Source organism: Corynebacterium sp. CNCTC7651 (assembly GCF_021496665.1).
Taxonomy (GTDB): Bacteria; Actinomycetota; Actinomycetes; order Mycobacteriales; family Mycobacteriaceae; genus Corynebacterium.
This window is the reverse complement of sequence record NZ_CP071246.1, coordinates 209,052-224,736: the sequence shown is the minus strand read 5'-3', so window position 1 is coordinate 224,736 and position 15,685 is coordinate 209,052. Positions and strand designations below refer to the sequence as shown.

The 15,685-nt window shown below is 63.9% G+C and carries 14 protein-coding genes and 3 pseudogenes; 5 read left to right on the top strand and 12 right to left on the bottom strand.

All coding sequences use genetic code 11. The annotated features are described in order from the left end of the window. Nucleotides 1-35: 35 nt before the first annotated feature. Together JZY91_RS01115 and JZY91_RS01110 are read right to left on the bottom strand one after the other, a co-directional pair. Nucleotides 36-986: a DUF3068 domain-containing protein gene (locus JZY91_RS01115; protein ID WP_234948164.1), complete on the bottom strand. Its 951-nt coding sequence runs from the start codon at nt 984-986 to the stop codon at nt 36-38. A gap of 11 nt (nt 987-997) precedes the next feature. Then, nucleotides 998-2,497: a succinic semialdehyde dehydrogenase gene (locus JZY91_RS01110; protein WP_234948163.1), complete on the bottom strand. Its 1,500-nt coding sequence runs from the start codon at nt 2,495-2,497 to the stop codon at nt 998-1,000. A 359-nt stretch (nt 2,498-2,856) separates the two neighbouring features. Here JZY91_RS01110 and JZY91_RS01105 point away from each other — a divergent pair, with 359 nt between their 5' ends. After that, a complete protein-coding gene (locus JZY91_RS01105; RefSeq protein WP_234948162.1) occupies nt 2,857-3,870 on the top strand; it encodes a hypothetical protein in 1,014 nt (337 codons plus the stop codon). Nucleotides 3,871-4,451: 581 nt separating this feature from the next. On the opposite strand, the gene rplL is transcribed toward JZY91_RS01105, so the two are convergent. The 4 genes from rplL to rplK all read right to left on the bottom strand — a co-directional run bounded on the left by rplL (nt 4,452) and on the right by rplK (nt 7,085). Next, nucleotides 4,452-4,841 carry a 50S ribosomal protein L7/L12 gene (gene rplL / locus JZY91_RS01100; protein WP_234948150.1) on the bottom strand — a complete coding sequence of 130 codons (390 nt, stop codon included), beginning with the start codon at nt 4,839-4,841 and terminating at the stop codon, nt 4,452-4,454. Between the two features lie 82 nt (nt 4,842-4,923). Next, complete coding sequence (gene rplJ / locus JZY91_RS01095) at nt 4,924-5,448, bottom strand: 50S ribosomal protein L10 (protein WP_234948161.1); 525 nt, start codon at nt 5,446-5,448, stop codon at nt 4,924-4,926. A gap of 535 nt (nt 5,449-5,983) precedes the next feature. Beyond that, nucleotides 5,984-6,661, bottom strand: coding sequence for a 50S ribosomal protein L1 (gene rplA / locus JZY91_RS01090; protein WP_234949008.1), 678 nt, complete (start codon nt 6,659-6,661; stop codon nt 5,984-5,986). Further along, nucleotides 6,648-7,085, bottom strand: coding sequence for a 50S ribosomal protein L11 (gene rplK / locus JZY91_RS01085; protein WP_234948160.1), 438 nt, complete (start codon nt 7,083-7,085; stop codon nt 6,648-6,650). Before rplK ends, rplA begins: the two co-directional genes overlap by 14 nt. Nucleotides 7,086-7,195: 110 nt before the next feature. Here rplK and JZY91_RS01080 point away from each other — a divergent pair, with 110 nt between their 5' ends. From JZY91_RS01080 to JZY91_RS01065, 4 genes are read left to right on the top strand one after another with little or no spacing between them, the layout of a single operon-like run. After that, the gene (locus JZY91_RS01080) at nt 7,196-7,342 is read left to right on the top strand and encodes a hypothetical protein (protein ID WP_234948159.1); all 147 of its coding nucleotides are present in this window, start codon (nt 7,196-7,198) and stop codon (nt 7,340-7,342) included. 46 nt (nt 7,343-7,388) lie between these two features. Then, the gene (locus JZY91_RS01075) at nt 7,389-8,312 is read left to right on the top strand and encodes a metal ABC transporter substrate-binding protein (RefSeq protein WP_234948158.1); all 924 of its coding nucleotides are present in this window, start codon (nt 7,389-7,391) and stop codon (nt 8,310-8,312) included. Further along, nucleotides 8,309-9,034, top strand: coding sequence for a metal ABC transporter ATP-binding protein (locus JZY91_RS01070; protein WP_234948157.1), 726 nt, complete (start codon nt 8,309-8,311; stop codon nt 9,032-9,034). The genes JZY91_RS01075 and JZY91_RS01070 overlap by 4 nt, the downstream gene beginning before the upstream one ends. Continuing rightward, nucleotides 9,031-9,954, top strand: coding sequence for a metal ABC transporter permease (locus tag JZY91_RS01065; protein WP_051106251.1), 924 nt, complete (start codon nt 9,031-9,033; stop codon nt 9,952-9,954). The genes JZY91_RS01070 and JZY91_RS01065 overlap by 4 nt, the downstream gene beginning before the upstream one ends. Here the strand turns inward: JZY91_RS01065 and JZY91_RS01060 are convergent. The 6 genes and pseudogenes from JZY91_RS01060 to JZY91_RS01030 all read right to left on the bottom strand — a co-directional run bounded on the left by JZY91_RS01060 (nt 9,855) and on the right by JZY91_RS01030 (nt 15,612). Then, nucleotides 9,855-10,532, bottom strand: coding sequence for a metal-dependent transcriptional regulator (locus JZY91_RS01060; protein ID WP_234948156.1), 678 nt, complete (start codon nt 10,530-10,532; stop codon nt 9,855-9,857). The genes JZY91_RS01065 and JZY91_RS01060 overlap by 100 nt on opposite strands. A gap of 32 nt (nt 10,533-10,564) precedes the next feature. Beyond that, nucleotides 10,565-11,784 (bottom strand): annotated as a pseudogene (locus JZY91_RS01055) (glycosyltransferase family 4 protein). A gap of 67 nt (nt 11,785-11,851) precedes the next feature. Further along, nucleotides 11,852-11,968: pseudogene (locus JZY91_RS01050) on the bottom strand (DUF3592 domain-containing protein); the annotation flags it as partial. Nucleotides 11,969-11,981: 13 nt separating this feature from the next. Beyond that, nucleotides 11,982-13,286 carry an ISL3 family transposase gene (locus JZY91_RS01045; RefSeq protein ID WP_234948155.1) on the bottom strand — a complete coding sequence of 435 codons (1,305 nt, stop codon included), beginning with the start codon at nt 13,284-13,286 and terminating at the stop codon, nt 11,982-11,984. A gap of 432 nt (nt 13,287-13,718) precedes the next feature. Then, nucleotides 13,719-15,337: pseudogene (gene menD / locus JZY91_RS01035) on the bottom strand (2-succinyl-5-enolpyruvyl-6-hydroxy-3-cyclohexene-1-carboxylic-acid synthase). Next, nucleotides 15,334-15,612, bottom strand: a complete 279-nt coding sequence (locus JZY91_RS01030) for a hypothetical protein (protein ID WP_234948154.1) — start codon at nt 15,610-15,612, stop codon at nt 15,334-15,336. Before JZY91_RS01030 ends, menD begins: the two are co-directional and overlap by 4 nt. Nucleotides 15,613-15,685: the final 73 nt, after the last annotated feature.

The following is a 15,685-nucleotide window of genomic DNA, read 5'->3' as shown; positions in this document are numbered from 1 at the left end:
AACGCCGGGAACGGCCAGGAAAATACCTGCGCCGGTTAGCGATTCCGCCTCTGCAAAGCGCCGCGCTGCGACGTGCGCAGGGCCCCGATCAGGCCCGCGAGCGCCATGAGCGCCCCCAGCCCGATGACAATCCAAGTCACCTGCGCGGAGCGCTCCTGCGATGCCACACCAGCGAGGGCTTCGACGTTGGCTTCGATGTCTGCGGGCTGCATGGAGCCGTCGTAAAGCACAATGTTCCTTAGGCCCCGGCCAGTCGCGTCGGCGTAGTAGTCGTCGACCTGCTCGGCGATGCCCACCACAAGCCCCGTTACTTGGTCCACCTTGAGCTCGCGGGAAGCTTTGTGGGTGAGGAAGGTGCGGATGGGCTCGCCCTGCGGACCCTCCACCACCAGCGTGTTGCGCATGTCTGCGTAACGCTGTGCGACGTTCGTCGGCGCGATCTCCTGGCGGAACGTGTACACGGTGCGGCCGGCGATTTCCTCCTCGCCCACGAACTGGGCCGGGGCGGCGCCGCGGAGGACTGGGTCGAACACGTCGTAGGTGTCCTGCCGCACGTTCGCCGGGAATTTCAGCCAGTGGCCCTCGACGGGAACCTGCGTCGCCGGCATGGCCATCACCAGTTGCACATCCGCCGGCTCGGCCACCTCACCCGTGCGACGATCCATCTGGAACGCCCAGGTGGAGGCAGAGACCAGGTTCTCAAAATCCGTTTCCGCGGTGCCGGCGCGCACCGTGTCCCCCACGCGCACACTCGCCGTGTCCGCGTCCGAGGGATTCCGGATCTCCATGTGCAACTGGTGCACCACCGGGGCCGGCTGGCCGTCGCGCAAACCGTCCGGGTCCGAGATCGTCCAGGTTACATCGTTGATGGAGAGGGGCAGTCGGCCGTCGCCAAGCAAGAAGCGCGGAGCCACCAGCCCGCCGACCACCAGCGCAATGCCGAGGCCGAGCAGCAGAGTGGATAAGGCCCGCGACTTCTCAAGCATGGTGGAAAAGTTTACCGGAGGATATCGCGGCCAAATTTCAGCGCGGCGGCCATCGTGTCCGCGAACCTGTCGCGCGGCAGGCCGTTCGCCATGATGTTCATGCCCCTCGTCTGGGTCACATTGCGCGGCTCCGTGAACTTGGTAATGCCGTGCTCACCGTGGCGGCGGCCCGCGCCGGAGCGTTTCCAGCCACCCATCGGCGCGTCCAGCGCGCTCCACGCCGGGGCGTAGCCTTCGTTGATGTTCACGGTGCCGGCCTCGAGCTGCTTCGCCAGGTGGCGACCCGTGGCAGGCGCCGCCCACACGGAGGCGTTGAGGCCGTAGTCCGAATCGTTCGCCTTGCGGACCGCCTCCTCCAGCGAGTCCACCACCTCGATGTACACCACGGGGCCGAACACCTCCTCGCGGTACAGCTTGGCCGCCGCAGGGACGTTGGTGAGCACGGTGGGCTGGAACATCGCGGGGCCGAGCCGGTTGCCGCCGGTGAGCACGGTCGCGCCGTGCGCCTTTGCGTCCTCCACGAACGCCTCAATCTTGTCCGTGTGCTCCGGCGAGATCTGCGCGCCCATGTCCAGCTCCCACTCCCGGCCTGCGCCGACGTTCATCGCCTCGACGCTGTCCACGAAGCCGCGGATAAACTCCCCCGCCACGTCCGCGTGAACGTAAATCCGCTCAATCGAGATGCAGAGCTGGCCCGAATTGCCGAAGCACGCGGCCCACGCGCCGTCGATCGCGCGCTTCAGCGGCGCGTCCGGCGCGACGATCATCGCGTTCTTGCCGCCCAGCTCCATCGAGTAATCAATCAGGCGCGCCGCCGCTTGCTGCGCCAGCCTCTCCCCCGTCGCGGAACTACCCGTGAACATGAGGAAATCGCAGCGCTGGATGATCGCCTGCCCCACCTCCTCGCCGCTGCCGGTGACAATCTGAAACAGATCCGCCGGCAGTCCCGCCCGCACCAGCAGGTCACGGCCCTTGAACGCGGAAAACGGTGTCTGCGAATCCGGCTTCAGCACCACGGCGTTACCCGCCATCAGCGCGGGAATCGCATCCGACACCGCCAGCGACAGCGGATAATTGAACGGCGCAATCACACCCACCACCCCCTTCGGCGGCCGCTGCTCCCAGGTCGCGGTGATGAGGGGCATTGGCGCTTTACGACGCTTCCCTTTCACATACCCCGGCCCCCGATACGCGTAATAGCGGCTGGTCAGCGCCACGTCCAACACCTCTTCCAGCGCAGAGAGACGATTCTTGCCGTTCTCATCCTGGATCTGATCCATCAGATCTTCCCTGTGGTCCAGCACCAGGTTGTGGAACTTGAGCAAGATGCGGCGGCGGTGGCGCAAGCTCGTTGTGGCCCACTGCGTTTGGGCGCGGCGGGCTTTGGCGAACGCGGCCTCCACGTCATCTTCCGTGCCTTTGGGGACGTGGCCGATGACCTCGCCCGTGGCTGGGTTGGTCACGGCGATCTGGTCGCGGGTGGTGGTGTGGTTGATGCTGTTATCGCTCATAGCCCCGAGCCTAGGTGCCCCTGTTGCTACCGCGCGCGTCGGCGCTCCACGCCGGTTCTCCGCGCGATTACCCGTTGTGCGCGATTACCCGTTGTGCGCTATCACCCGTTGTGCGCTATCACGGTGAGTTAATAGCGCACAACAGGTGCCCACACCCCCGTATTGCGGCCATAGCGGAGCCGTTACGCGCTATTACGATGGGCTAATAGCGCATAACGCGTCAAACCAGCCAAGAATGTGTCCGGACATGGCCCACAAGCTGTGGATAACTCGGTCAAAAAGAGTCCGGGGCATGGGGTTATCCACAGCTCAGCCTTGTGCTCTTCTATCCGCCCGCCAACCCTGCAAGTATCGGGAGCATGGAAATGGGGAGGCAGAAAGAGCTCAGCAGGGCTCTGATCAAAATGAAGCGCGAGACTAAGTCATCGCGCCAAACACCGGCGGACGGAACGCAATCGGCCGAGACGCAATCAGGCGAGACGCAAGCGGACGGAACGCAATCGGCCGGGACGCAAAGCGCGAACATAGTGATGCTGTCGAAGCGGTACGCATACAGGAAGGACGCATTCGACCAATTGCAGCTCCACGAGCAGCACTGGCTGCGCGCGGTGGCGGTGGGGAAGACAATGCGCAAGGCTGCATTAGCCGGCAGGTCCGCAGCCAGAATCCACGGGATGTGGGTCATTGGCCCGCCGAAGCAACAGGTGGAATTGATGCCGGTTGGTTTGAGGGTGCCGTCGAAAAGCCAATGGCCCGAAGGCTGCGTGTATCTCAACCCCCGCTCTCGGCGGGCCGAGATTGTCGAGCATAAAACGCTGAGTGTGACCGATCCGCTGTCGGCGGCGTTTGAAATCGCGCTGCGGCACGGATTCCGCGAGGGGCTGGTCGCGATGGATTGGATTCTGCGCAACCACGCAGCGCGCGAAGTGGTAGCGGCTGAAGTGGAGAAACTCGGGCCGGTGCACGGCATTGCCACGCTGCGGAGTGTGCTCCAACATGCGGTGGGCAACTCGCTCTCGCCGTACGAGACATATGCGCGGGCGATCCTGATCGAGCAGGGTTACGACGATTGGATAGTCAACGGAGAGTTCGGCGGCTACCTGCTTGACCTGCGGCGCGGCAGGTTCGGGCTGGAGATCGACGGCGACGTGAAATACGACGGCATAACTTATCTGCCCGTCGACGAAACTATTCTGCGGGAGCGAAAGCGCGAGAAGAGGATCCAGCGGAAAGGCATGATTATCGGACGCGTGACCCCGTGGGAGCTTCTCCATGAAGAAAAAGAGTTTGTGGCGGAAGTTCTCGAGCTGATCGAGTTGGCGGAGCGGCTCGGACCATTGGAGGAACCGTCAGGGGGCGATAACTCGGCGTAGGTTCGGCGGGATTTGGGAGGCGTACGGGCGCCGGTCGGTTCGAGTTGTGCGCTATCGCGGCGTTGTGCGCCATCACGGCGTTGCGCGCTATCGCGGCGTTGCGCGCTATCACGGCGTTGCGCGCTATCACAGCGTTGCGCGCTATCACAGCGTTGCGCGCTATCACGGCGTTGCGCGCTATCGCGGCGTTGTGCGCTATCACGGATAGCTAATAGCGCGTAACTAGTCTCTCGGGCCCTCAAAACGACCCGTTTTCGATGTGTTGTGCGCTATCACGGTGAGTTGATAGCGCACAACGCCGGGCTGGTGGGCCGCGCCGATAGCCAGGCCGCCAGCCCGAGGAGCAGTGGGCCGCGCAACCGCGCAACCGCGCAACCGTACCACCGCACCACCGCAACCACGCCACCCCACCACCGCGCCCACCCTCCACCCACAAATGGCGAAACCCCGCCGGCGCACCACTCACGTGGTGCAGCGACGGGGTTGAAAGTAGTGGTGGCGCCAAACGCGCCGAGCGGCAGGCCGTAGCGCCGAGCGACAGGCCACAGGGCCGGTCGCCAGCGCCGAACGCGCCGACGGGACTACTTGAGGGTGACGGTAGCGCCAGCCTCTTCCAGCTTGGCCTTAGCAGCCTCAGCGTCGTCCTTGTTTGCGCCCTCGAGGATGGCCTTCGGTGCGCCCTCAACCATCTCCTTGGCGTCCTTCAGGCCGAGGCCCGGAACGAGCTCGCGGACAGCCTTAATAACGCCGATCTTCTTGTCGCCGGCAGCCTCGAGAACGACGTCGAACTCGTCCTTCTCCTCCTCAGCCGGAGCGTCGCCGCCAGCAGCGCCCGGAGCAGCAGCAACTGCAACCGGAGCAGCAGCGGTCACGTCGAAGACCTCCTCGAACTCCTTCAGGAACTCGGAGAGCTCGATGAGGGTCATTTCCTTGAACTGCTCGATGAGCTCGTCCTTGGTGAGCTTAGCCATGGTGGCTTCCTTTCTATGGTCCAACCGCATCTACGGCTGGCACGGGTTTGGGGTGTGTAGTTGTGGTTGGGCGTGAAGCGCTTTACGCAGCTTCGCCCTGCTTGTCCTGCAGCGCGGCAACGAGTCGTGCCGTCTTGGATGCCGGAGCCTGGAACAGGCCGGCAGCCTTCGCCAGAGAGCCCTGGAACGCGCCAGCGAGCTTTGCAAGGGTGGTCTCGCGGTTGTCCATCTCTGCGATCGCGGCCGCCTGGGCTGCGTCGAGAGCGTTACCGTCCATGTAGCCGCCCTTGACAATGAACTTGTCATTGTCCTTGGCGAACTTCTTCATCACCTTCGCGGCGTCCACGGTTGCGTCGCCCTTAACAAAGGCGACGGCGGTGGGGCCGACGAGGATGTCATCGAGACCCTCAATGCCCTGCTCGGAAGCAGCGATCTTGACGAGGGTGTTCTTGGCGACGTGCAGTTCAACGTCAAAACCGAGCTCACCGCGCAGCTGCTGCAGCTGGCTCACGGTCAGGCCGCGGTACTCGGTGAGGAACACAGCGCTGGAACCGGCGAACTTCTCCTTGAGTTCAGCCAGATCCGCAACGTTCTTCGGGTTTGCCATGACACACGCCTCCTTCCAATAACTTCATGTTCTTGTATCCGCCCGGAGCATTAAAAAATGCCCCGTGCAGAAGCACGAGGCATCCTGAAAGGCGTGCCACGTTTCTCCTGCGTGGGCCGATCCCTGGGATGGGATACCTTCGACTCCTTTAGGGGAGTGACCGACGGTCTTCGGTGAAACTTGAGCTCGGGGTATAACCCCGTTCAAACTTCGGTGAGCAACATTAGCCTGCGTCTACCCGCAGCTCCAAATCGCGTCGCATTGCTACCACACACGCTGTGGCCGAACCGCGCCAAGTCACGCATTGCAAACCCCCATAGGCGTACCCCCATAGTGCCGGGTTTCACGGCCACTATTGGGGCATCACTATGGGGGCATAGGTGAATGGGAGCACAGGACAGCGGGTACACGCACGTGGGCCGGCAAACGCATGAGAGACAACCACGCCCGCAAACACAAAACCCCGGCCGAACTCCGAAATGGAGACCGAACCGGGGCTAGCGGCATCACCGAAGCGATGCCTGCCTACAGGAACTTACGCCTCAGATGCGTAGTTCTTCTGCACAGTCGGGTCGACCGGGACGCCCGGGCCCTGGGTAGCGGACACGGTGATCTTCTTCAGGTAGATACCCTTAGCGGATGCCGGCTTCAGACGCAGCACCTCATCCAGCAGAGCGCCGTAGTTCTCAGCGAGCTGCTCCGGGGTGAAGGATGCCTTGCCGATCAGGGCGTGCAGGTTGGAAGCCTTGTCCACGCGGAAGGCGATCTTGCCGCCCTTGGACTCCTGCACAGCCTTCGCCACGTCCGGGGTCACGGTGCCGGTCTTCGGGTTCGGCATCAGACCACGCGGGCCGAGCACACGGGCAACGCGGCCGACCTTCGCCATCTGGTCCGGGGTAGCGATAGCCACGTCGAAGTTGATCTGGCCAGCGTTGATCTGCTCGATCAGCTCATCGGTACCGACGATGTCGGCGCCTGCCTCCTGCGCCTTGGTAGCGTTCTCGCCCTCAGCGAAGACAGCGACGCGGACGGTCTTACCGGTGCCGTGCGGCAGGTTCACGGTGCCGCGGACCAGCTGGTCAGCCTTGCGCGGGTCGACGGAGAGGCGCATTGCAACGTCGATGGTGGAGTCGTACTTCTCGGAGGAGGTCTCCTTGGCCAGCTTCACGGCCTCGAGCGGGTGGTACAGGTTGTCGCGGTCAACCTTTGCCAGCTGCTCTTTGTAGTGCTTGGATGGAGCGCGCGGTGCCGGCGATGATAGCGGCGCCTGCCTCGTCACGGGCGTTGAGGTCGTTCTTCTTGGTCTCCGCGATCTCCTTGCACTGATCCCAGGTCACGGAACCGACCTTCTGGGTGTGCGGCACGCCGGAACCCTTCTGCAGGCCAGCAGCCTTCAGCAACAGGGACGCAGCCGGCGGGGACTTCAGCACGAAGTCGAAGGAGCGGTCTTCGTAGACCGTGATCTCAACCGGGATGATGTTGCCGCGCATGGACTCGGTCGCAGCGTTGTATGCCTTGGTGAACTCAACGATGTTCACACCGTGCGCACCCAGAGCCGGGCCAACCGGCGGGGCCGGGTTCGCCATACCAGCTTCGATCTGCAGCTTGATCAGACCGGTGACTTTCTTCTTTGCCATGTGAAAACCTCCTGGGTGCGTCGAAGGGGTTCTTCTCCAGGTCTGCCTTGGCCATGGTGCGCAAGTCTACTTCGTCCCCCGCAAACGGGGGTCGTACGACAAGACAACACTTGAAAGTTCCGCCAGACGAACTTTATTATTCGCCGGTATGGGACCTGATGCGGCTGCTCGCCGTCTACCTGCGCGACGAATCCCGGCAGAAGCTCGACCGATTCATTGCCGCGTCCCACCGCGTCGGCCCGCCGCCGCTTCTCTAACCGCACGGAAAGTGCCCAGAAAGAACACAGAAAGAAAAGGACCAACATGTTGAAATCCAAGGTGCTCGCGCTCGCCGCCACGGCTGCGCTTGCTGCCGGCCTGGCAGGCTGTTCGCAGGACAGCGCAGACACCGCAGGCGGCAAAGACACCCCCGTCGTGCTCACCACGTTCACGGTGATCCAGGACATCGCCTCGAACGTCGCCGGCGACCACCTACGGGTGGAGTCCATCACCAAACCCGGCGCGGAGATCCACGGCTACGAGCCCACCCCGGGCGACATTTCCCGCGCCGCCGATGCGGACCTGATTTTGGATAACGGCATGAACCTGGAGAACTGGTTCGCCCAGTTCGTCGCCGACCTGGACGTGCCCCACGCCGTGGTCAGCGAAGGTGTCGACCCGATCGACATCGCCGAGGACGCCTACGCCGGCAAGCCCAACCCGCACGCCTGGATGAGTCCGGTGAACGTGCAGAAGTACGTGGACAACATCGTCGACGCGTTCAGCGAACTCGACCCGGAGCACGCCGATGATTTCAAGGCCAACGGCGAAACATACAAGCAGGAACTGCAGGCTGTGCAAGACGAGCTGGAAACCAAGCTCGCCGCTGTCCCCGACAAGCAGCGCGCCTTGGTCACCTGCGAGGGCGCGTTTTCCTATCTGGCTCGCGACGCGAAGTTGACCGAGCGCTACATCTGGCCGGTCAACGCTGAGCAGGAAGCCACCCCGCAGCAGATCGCCGGCGCGATCGAGTTTGTGAAGGAAAACAACGTCCCGTCTGTGTTCTGTGAATCCACGGTCTCTAACGCGCCGATGATGCAGGTCGTGAAGGCCACCGGCGCGGAGTACGGCGGCACCCTCTACGTCGATTCGCTTTCTGAGGAAAACGGCCCGGTGCCGACCTACCTGGATCTGATTCGCCACGACACGAAGGTGATCATCGACGGTTTGAACGGGGGCAAGCAGTGATCCCCGCAATCGCGGTTGACGATGTTGCGGTGCGCTACGGCGACGTCGTCGCGCTCGACGGCGCAACTTTGAGCGTCCAACCAGGCCGTATCTGTGGGCTGATCGGGATGAACGGCGCGGGCAAATCCACGCTACTCAAGGCGATCATGGGGTTGGTCAAGCCGGATCGCGGCACGGTTCGTATCAACGGCATCGACCCCACGCGCGCCCGCAAGACGCAGGTGCTGGGCTACGTCCCGCAGAGCGAGGACGTGGACTGGCAGTTCCCGGTCACAGTGCGTGATGTGGTCATGATGGGCCGCTACGGCCACATGGGCTTTACCCGCCACGCGCGTGCGGAGGACATTGCGGCTGTGGATCGCGCGCTTGAGCGCACCCACCTTGAGTCGTTCGCAGACCGCCAGATCGGTCAGCTTTCGGGTGGCCAGAAGAAGCGTGCCTTCATCGCCCGCGGTATCGCTCAGGGTGCGAGCATCATGCTTCTCGACGAACCCTTCGCCGGCGTGGACAAACATTCCGAGGCCACCATCACTGAGCTGCTGCGTGACCTCGCGGCAGAAGGCACCACTATTTTTGTGGTGACGCACGACCTGGTTGCCTTGCCCCAGCTCGCGCCGGAGACAGTGCTGTTGAACCGCCGGGTGTTGATGCACGCCCCGACTGAAGTGGTGTTAGAGCCGGACAATTTGGTACAGGGCTTCGGTATGGGGGTGTCAGCATGATTGCGCTGCTTACGGAGCCGTTTGGGTACGAGTTCATGATGCGTGCGCTTGCGACCTCGCTGGTGGCGTCGATTGTCTGCGCGCTGTTGTCGTGCTGGCTGGTGTTGGTTGGCTGGTCGCTGATGGGCGATGCGGTAAGCCACGCTGTCCTGCCCGGCGTGGTGCTGGCCTACATTCTGGGCGTGCCGTTTGCCGTCGGCGCGGTGGTGTTCGGGTTCCTTGCGGTGGCACTGATCGGGCTGGTGCGCGATACGTCCCGGGTGAAGGAGGATGCGGCCATTGGCATTGTGTTCACCACCATGTTCGCGCTGGGGCTCGTGCTCATTTCGGTAACCCCTTCGCACACGGATCTGAACCACATCATCTTCGGCAATCTGCTTGGTGTGTCCCGTGGGGACCTGCTGCAGGTGGCCATCCTGGGAGCGATCGTGTTGAGCGTGCTGGTGCTCAAGCGGCGCGACTTCACCCTCTACGCGTTCGATCCCACCCATGCACACGCGATTGGGTTGAATCCGCGCCTGCTCGGTGCGGCCCTGCTGGCACTGCTGGCGCTGACGTCAGTGGTGGCACTCCAGGCCGTTGGCGTGATCCTGGTGGTGGCGATGCTGATCATCCCGGGTGCGACCGCCTACCTGCTCACCAACAAGTTCGGCACGATGCTGGTCATCGCCCCGACCATGTCGGCAGCGTGTGCAATCGTGGGGTTGTACTGCTCCTACTACCTGGACACAGCCTCTGGCGGCATGATTGTGCTCGCCCAAGGTGTGGTGTTTGGTGTGGTGTACCTGTTCGGCCCGCATGGGGTGCTGCGGGGTCGTCGTTACGCATCCACGCGCACGAAGACGGAATCCGTGGCTTCCTCGCCGAGCGGCACCGCCTCCGCCGCGCCGGCAAGCCGGACCGCGACCGCGCCGGAGTAAGGGGCACCCTCTCCCACCTCGAGGGTTGCGCCGACGACGAGCCCATGGCTGTCAAGGAACTTCAGCAGCTTCGGGTCGTCGTCCGCGATGCGCTCGATCGTGGCCGTGTGCCCGGGTTGCACACCGGTCAGCGGCACCGCCGCGGGGGTGTCGACACGGCCGCTGGCTGAGGGGATGGGGTCGCCGTGGGGGTCGCGGCTGGGGTAGTCCAAAAACGCGTCGATACGGTCGACCATGAAGTCGCTCACCGAGTGTTCGAGGTTTTCGGCCTCGTCGTGCACCTGGTCCCAGGTGTAGCCCAACGCCTCCACCAAAAACGTTTCAATCAGGCGGTGGCGGCGGATCATCGCCACCGCGTACGTGCGGCCTGTGTCGGTCAGCTCGACGGCGCCGTAAGGCTTGTGCTCCACCAGGCCCTGCTCGCCGAGCTTGCGCACCCCGTCGGAGACGGTGGATTTCCGCAGTCCGAGGTGCTTGGCCACAGACGACGTTGTCACCGGCGTATCTGACCATTCCGAAAGCGCCCAGATGCCTTTGAGGTAGTTCTGGGTGCTGGTGGACAGGTCGCCGACAGACATGCTCGCCACTCTACTTGGCGGCGCGCATGCGCCTACGCGGTGCGAGACCGCAGTACCGAGCGCGGCTGCGAAATGCGCGCCGGCACCCAGTGCGGCACCGCTACTTCCCGGCCCATGAGCTGGTTGACGTTGCGCTGGTAGTTGCGCAGCACCTCTTCGTAGTAGCCCAACAGCTGGCCCCCCAGTGCTGCCCAGGTTTTATCGGCTACGGACTCGCGTGCGGTGAGTTGGAGTTGGGGGTGGCGGGCGGCGTCGAGAAGCCAGGCGGCCGCATCGGGTAGCTCGTCTTCGAAGGTGTCCACCTCGAGCAGTAGCCATTTTCGCCGTGTTCGATGAGGTCGATGGGGCCGCCGGCCTTCGGGCCGATGGTGGGCACGCCGGAGGCCTGCGCTTCTTGGATGGCCTGGCAGAATGTTTCGAACTCGCCGGTGTGCACGAACAGGTCCAGCGAGGCGTAGGCGCGGGCGAGTTCCTCGCCGGACAGGGCGCCGGTGAACACGGCGTCCGGCATGAGCGACTCAAGCGCATCGCGCTCCGGACCACCGCCAACAATCACGAGCTGGATCGACAGGTCCCCGTGCAGCGCGGCGAGTCGGTGCACTGACTTTTTCGCGGCGAGGCGGCCGACGAATCCGACGACCTTCTTCTCCCCTGTCGGATCCCAGGCGCGCCGCAGCACGTCGGAGCGCTTCGTGGGATTGAACAGCTCCGTGTCCACGCCGCGGCCCCAGTGCCGGACGTTTTTGATGCCGTGGGATTCCAGCTCGCGGATGTACACCGAGGAGGGTGCGAGCGTCATCTCGCACATGTTGTGCACCGTGCGCGTCCAGTCCCAGGCGATGTTGGCAATCATGGCGGCGTGGTACTTCGTGGCAAACCCAGCCACATCGGTCTGGTACAGCCCCACCGCCGGCACGCCCAGTTGGCGCGCCGCGAAGGCACCGGCGCCGCCGAGGACGAACGGGCAGGCCAGGTGGATGATGTCCGGGTTGAATTCCGCAAGCGCCGCCGCGACGGTGGTGGTGGGCACGCCGATCGGCAGCGAATCAATCAGCGGCACCATCACCGTTGGCACGCGCACGATGGGAAAACCGAGGTAGTCCGGAATTTCGTCCTGGAAGTCGCGGGCGCCGGGGGCGACGACCATGGCTTCGTGCCCCTCCCGCTTCAAATGCTCCAGCACGCGGAGCACCGAGTTTGTGACCCCGTTGACGTTTGGCAAAAACGACTCAGCAACGATTCCCACACGGATAATGGCCCTCACCTTGGCACCCCAATGCGAACTGCATGTCAACCCAAGTTAAACGTCGCGTGAATTTTTATGGCACCCATCGATTCACCGCGAACCATCCAGCCATCGCGATGGCGCTTGCAACCGCGAGCACCGAAAGCGCCGGGATGAGGGAGAGCGTCCAGGCGCGGCCCTCCACTTTGACGGCTCTTCGGGTTTTAGAGTGCGTTGATTTTGGGTTGGAGGCCTCCGGAGTGGATGAGGCAGCGCAAGATGTAGTGGTTGATGTTGCGGAAGCCTAGTGCGATGCCGCGGAGGTGTTCGAGGCGTCCGTTGATGGCTTCGACTGGCCCGTTGGAGGCGCCGATGTCGAAGAAGGCGAGGACGTCTGTGCGGCGTTTGTGGATTGTGCGTCCGAGTTGGGCGAGTTCGGCAAGGCCTGCGTTGCGCAGGCCCCGTAACCGGTCGATCAGGCGGCTCATTTTCTTTTTCGCCCGGGTCTTGTTGGCGTCTTCGTAGCTGTCGATGATTTCTTGGTAGACCAGCCAGGTCTCCTGTAGCACGGCGTAGTCGTCGTCGTAGTTGAATAAGTTGTCCAGCCGCTGTTGTTGCGACCCGCTGAGCAGCCCAATCCTGGTCAGCAGTGTTCTGCGGTTTTGGAACAGTGGGTCGCCTTTGCGGCCGCGTCTGCCGGTGGTTTCACGCTGCAGGCGTTGCCGGCACAAGGTCAGCTTGTCGCCAGCTAGGCGAACCACGTGGAAGGGGTCCATCACCCGTGTGGCGTGCGGGATCGCCTCGTCAGCGGCCGTGGCATAGCCTTGGAACCCGTCCATGGTGATCACCTCTAACCCTTCACGAAACGCCTTGGGGTGTTGGTTGAGCCACCTAGTGAGCACGTCAGCACTTCTGCCTGGGATGACGTCGAGGAGCCTGGCGGGCTTACCGGTGTGCTGATGTGTCATGTCCACGATCACTGTGACGAACCCGCCGCCGGCGGCGCGGAAGTTATGCGCCCATTTGTGCTCGTCCACACCGATGACGCGCACCCCGGCGAGGTGATCAGGATCGCTGATGAGCTCACGTGTCATCGACAAGGCCAGATCGCACGTGAGCTGCCAGCTGATACCGAGCGCATTCGCGGTTGCCTGGATACTCATCCGGTCAACGGCAAGGCGCTGCAGAATCCAGCGCACCACCCGGTGGGTGACCTTGGAGCGGTCATCGGCGCAGTCCAGCCCGGCCCGAAAGCTCTTCTGCCCGCACGCATGGTTGCCGCAGAGGTAGCGCGGCACCCGCACCCGAAGCTTGGTGGCAAACCCCACAATAGGAAGATCAACCAGCTCACGGTAGGTGTGATCCCGCAGCAGACCGGGCTGGGAACATGAGGGGCACTCGTTGATCGGGGCGAGCGCTTCGCATTCGATGAGTGTCATCGCAGCGTCGTGGGCGGCGTTAGTGATCGTCAAACCCAGCTCCGCGGTGCGGCAAATGGTATCGGCGACGACATTGGAAGTAGGCTGCACGGTAAGGGTCCTTCGTTGCGTATGGGTTGGCTTGAACACCTACATCCTTACGCAGCAAGGACCCCCTACATCTTGTGCCACACCCCAAACCCCACAAACCGACCCCGCAACCCCCTACGCACTCCCAAACACGAAGAGCCACTTTGACCAGGTCAGGATTGTCTTTGGCGTAGGTCACCCACACATGCTGCTCCGCCCCGAGACCAGAAGGATAGAGCAACCCGCCGCGCGGGGTGATCAGCTGGCCGTCTTCGTCAACGTATTTGACGGAGGTTTGCAGCCGTCCCGCTTCCGTCACGGTGCCCATGCCACGGCCGGGGTTGTTGGCAATCTGGGCGTCGTTGAGCCAGGGGCCCACGACCATTGCCACGCAGCCCAGCACCGCGCACGCGTAGAGCGCGAGCACGAACTGGTGCGCGCGGCGGCGCCACCTCACCGGTTGAGCCTTTGCGTAAGCTCCCGGCGCGTCGCGCGGGTGGTCACCGCCTCCACCGCGGTGATGCCGTCCGGTTCCGCCTCGCACGCCAACAGCGCTTCGTGCAGCTCTGCAAGTGTTTCCGCCCAGCGGTAGCGGGCGCCGTAGCCTACGACGATGTCCTCCAACTGCGCGCCGTGGGGAGTGCCGAAGGCGCGCTCGAATGCGCCGCGCACGGTCTCGGCGCCGGGCTCGAGGGATTCGAAGATGCCGCCACCGTCATCGTTGGCCACCACGATGGTGAGGTTGCCGGGGCGCGGCTCGTCGGGGCCGATGAGCAGGCCGTTGACATCGTGCAGGAACGTCAGATCACCCATGAGCGCGACGGTGCGCGGGGCGCGGATCTCGTCCGGGCGCAACGCTTGGACCGCCAAGGCGATGCCGACGGCTTGGGACACCGTCCCATCGATGCCAGCAGCGCCGCGGGCGGAATAGGTGTCAACCCCATCAAACGGCATGCCCGCAAAGCTGACGTCGCGCACAGGGTTGGAGCTGCCCACCACAAAGGTGTCGCCGACGGCCAAGGTGTCGCACACCGCGGCGGCGACGTGCAGGCCGGTGAACCCGAACTCGACGTCCGCGAGCGCTTGGCGCACAGTGTCCGCGCCGACCTCGCCTGCGGCCTCGCAGATCTTCAGCCACGTATCCGTGGGCTGGCCGGTGACATTCACGCGTGTTGCGCGCTCGTCCGGTTGGCCCGTGAAGGTGTCGGTGCGGCTTAGCCCAATCACATGGATGTCCGGGTCCACCAGCAACGCCATCACGTCGCGGTGCAGCGTGGGGTGTCCCACCACCACAACCTGCGCAGGCTTTGTGGTGGCAGCGAAGTCGCCCCCGTCGTGGGAAATGGCCACCTCGCGCTGGGCGAAAACCGGGCCGCCAACGGGTGCACCTGATGGAACGGCGTCGGCGCGGTCGGTTCCGCGATGGTGGGCACGTGCTCCAGCCCGGGCACCTCCCACGCCTCATCGCCCGCAATCACCAAGGTGTCGCGGGTGAGGTCGATGTCCACCACCCCGTGGTCCACAAACGCAGCCGAACCCGACAACACCCCAGGGCCCACTCGGCGTGGCGCGCCTGTGCGTCCCGGCAATGCCTGCGGCACGAGCGGGGTATCCAGGGCCACGTTGATGTGTATTTGGGGGGAGGTGAAGTGCAGCGACGTGGCGTCGATAAGCGAATGCACTTGCTGCGTGGTTGCGTAGCGCGCGAAGATGCCCTCTTGCCAGATGGTTTGGCTCGCGCCGGTGCCGATGAGGCGCGCGGGGCGGTCCGCGCTGATGACGGCGAGGGGGGTGTGCGTCATGTGCGCCTCGATGAGCGCCGGGTACGCGTTGGCCACGGCGGTGCCAGACGTCATCACCACCGCCACATGGCGCCGTTGAACGCGGGTGATGCCGAGGGCGGTGAAGGCGGCGGAGCGTTCATCAATACGCATGTGCACTGTGATGTCGTCCCGGGCGATAAGCGCGTAGGCCAGCGCTGAGTTGCGGCTGCCCGGGCTCATCACCACATCGGTGCAATGCCTGGCCGTGGCTTCGGCGACAGCCTGGGCGATCTCAAGCGACTCGATCACTGCTGCTCCTGGAAGAACTGGTCCGCGCCGTCGCGGAGCTGGTCCAAAATGTCGCGGGCGTCCTCGCGGAACTCGCGCGGCACCTCCGGTACCGGCATCGGCTCCTCCGGCGGGAGCGTCGCCGTCGGGTTATCGCGCTCACCGAAGATGGAGGGGAACTTCGTGGTGGTCTGAAAAGTGGTCTGCGTCTCCGTGGTGGTGACGGTCTGGGTCTCCGTCACCGGTGGCTTATCTGCCTCCGCGGCCGCGCCACGCCACAGAAAGAACAGGGACACCGCCGCGACAAAGTGTTGCGCGGGTTTATCTAGTAACACCGTGGTGGGTTTCGAGTAACGCGATGGTGAGTAT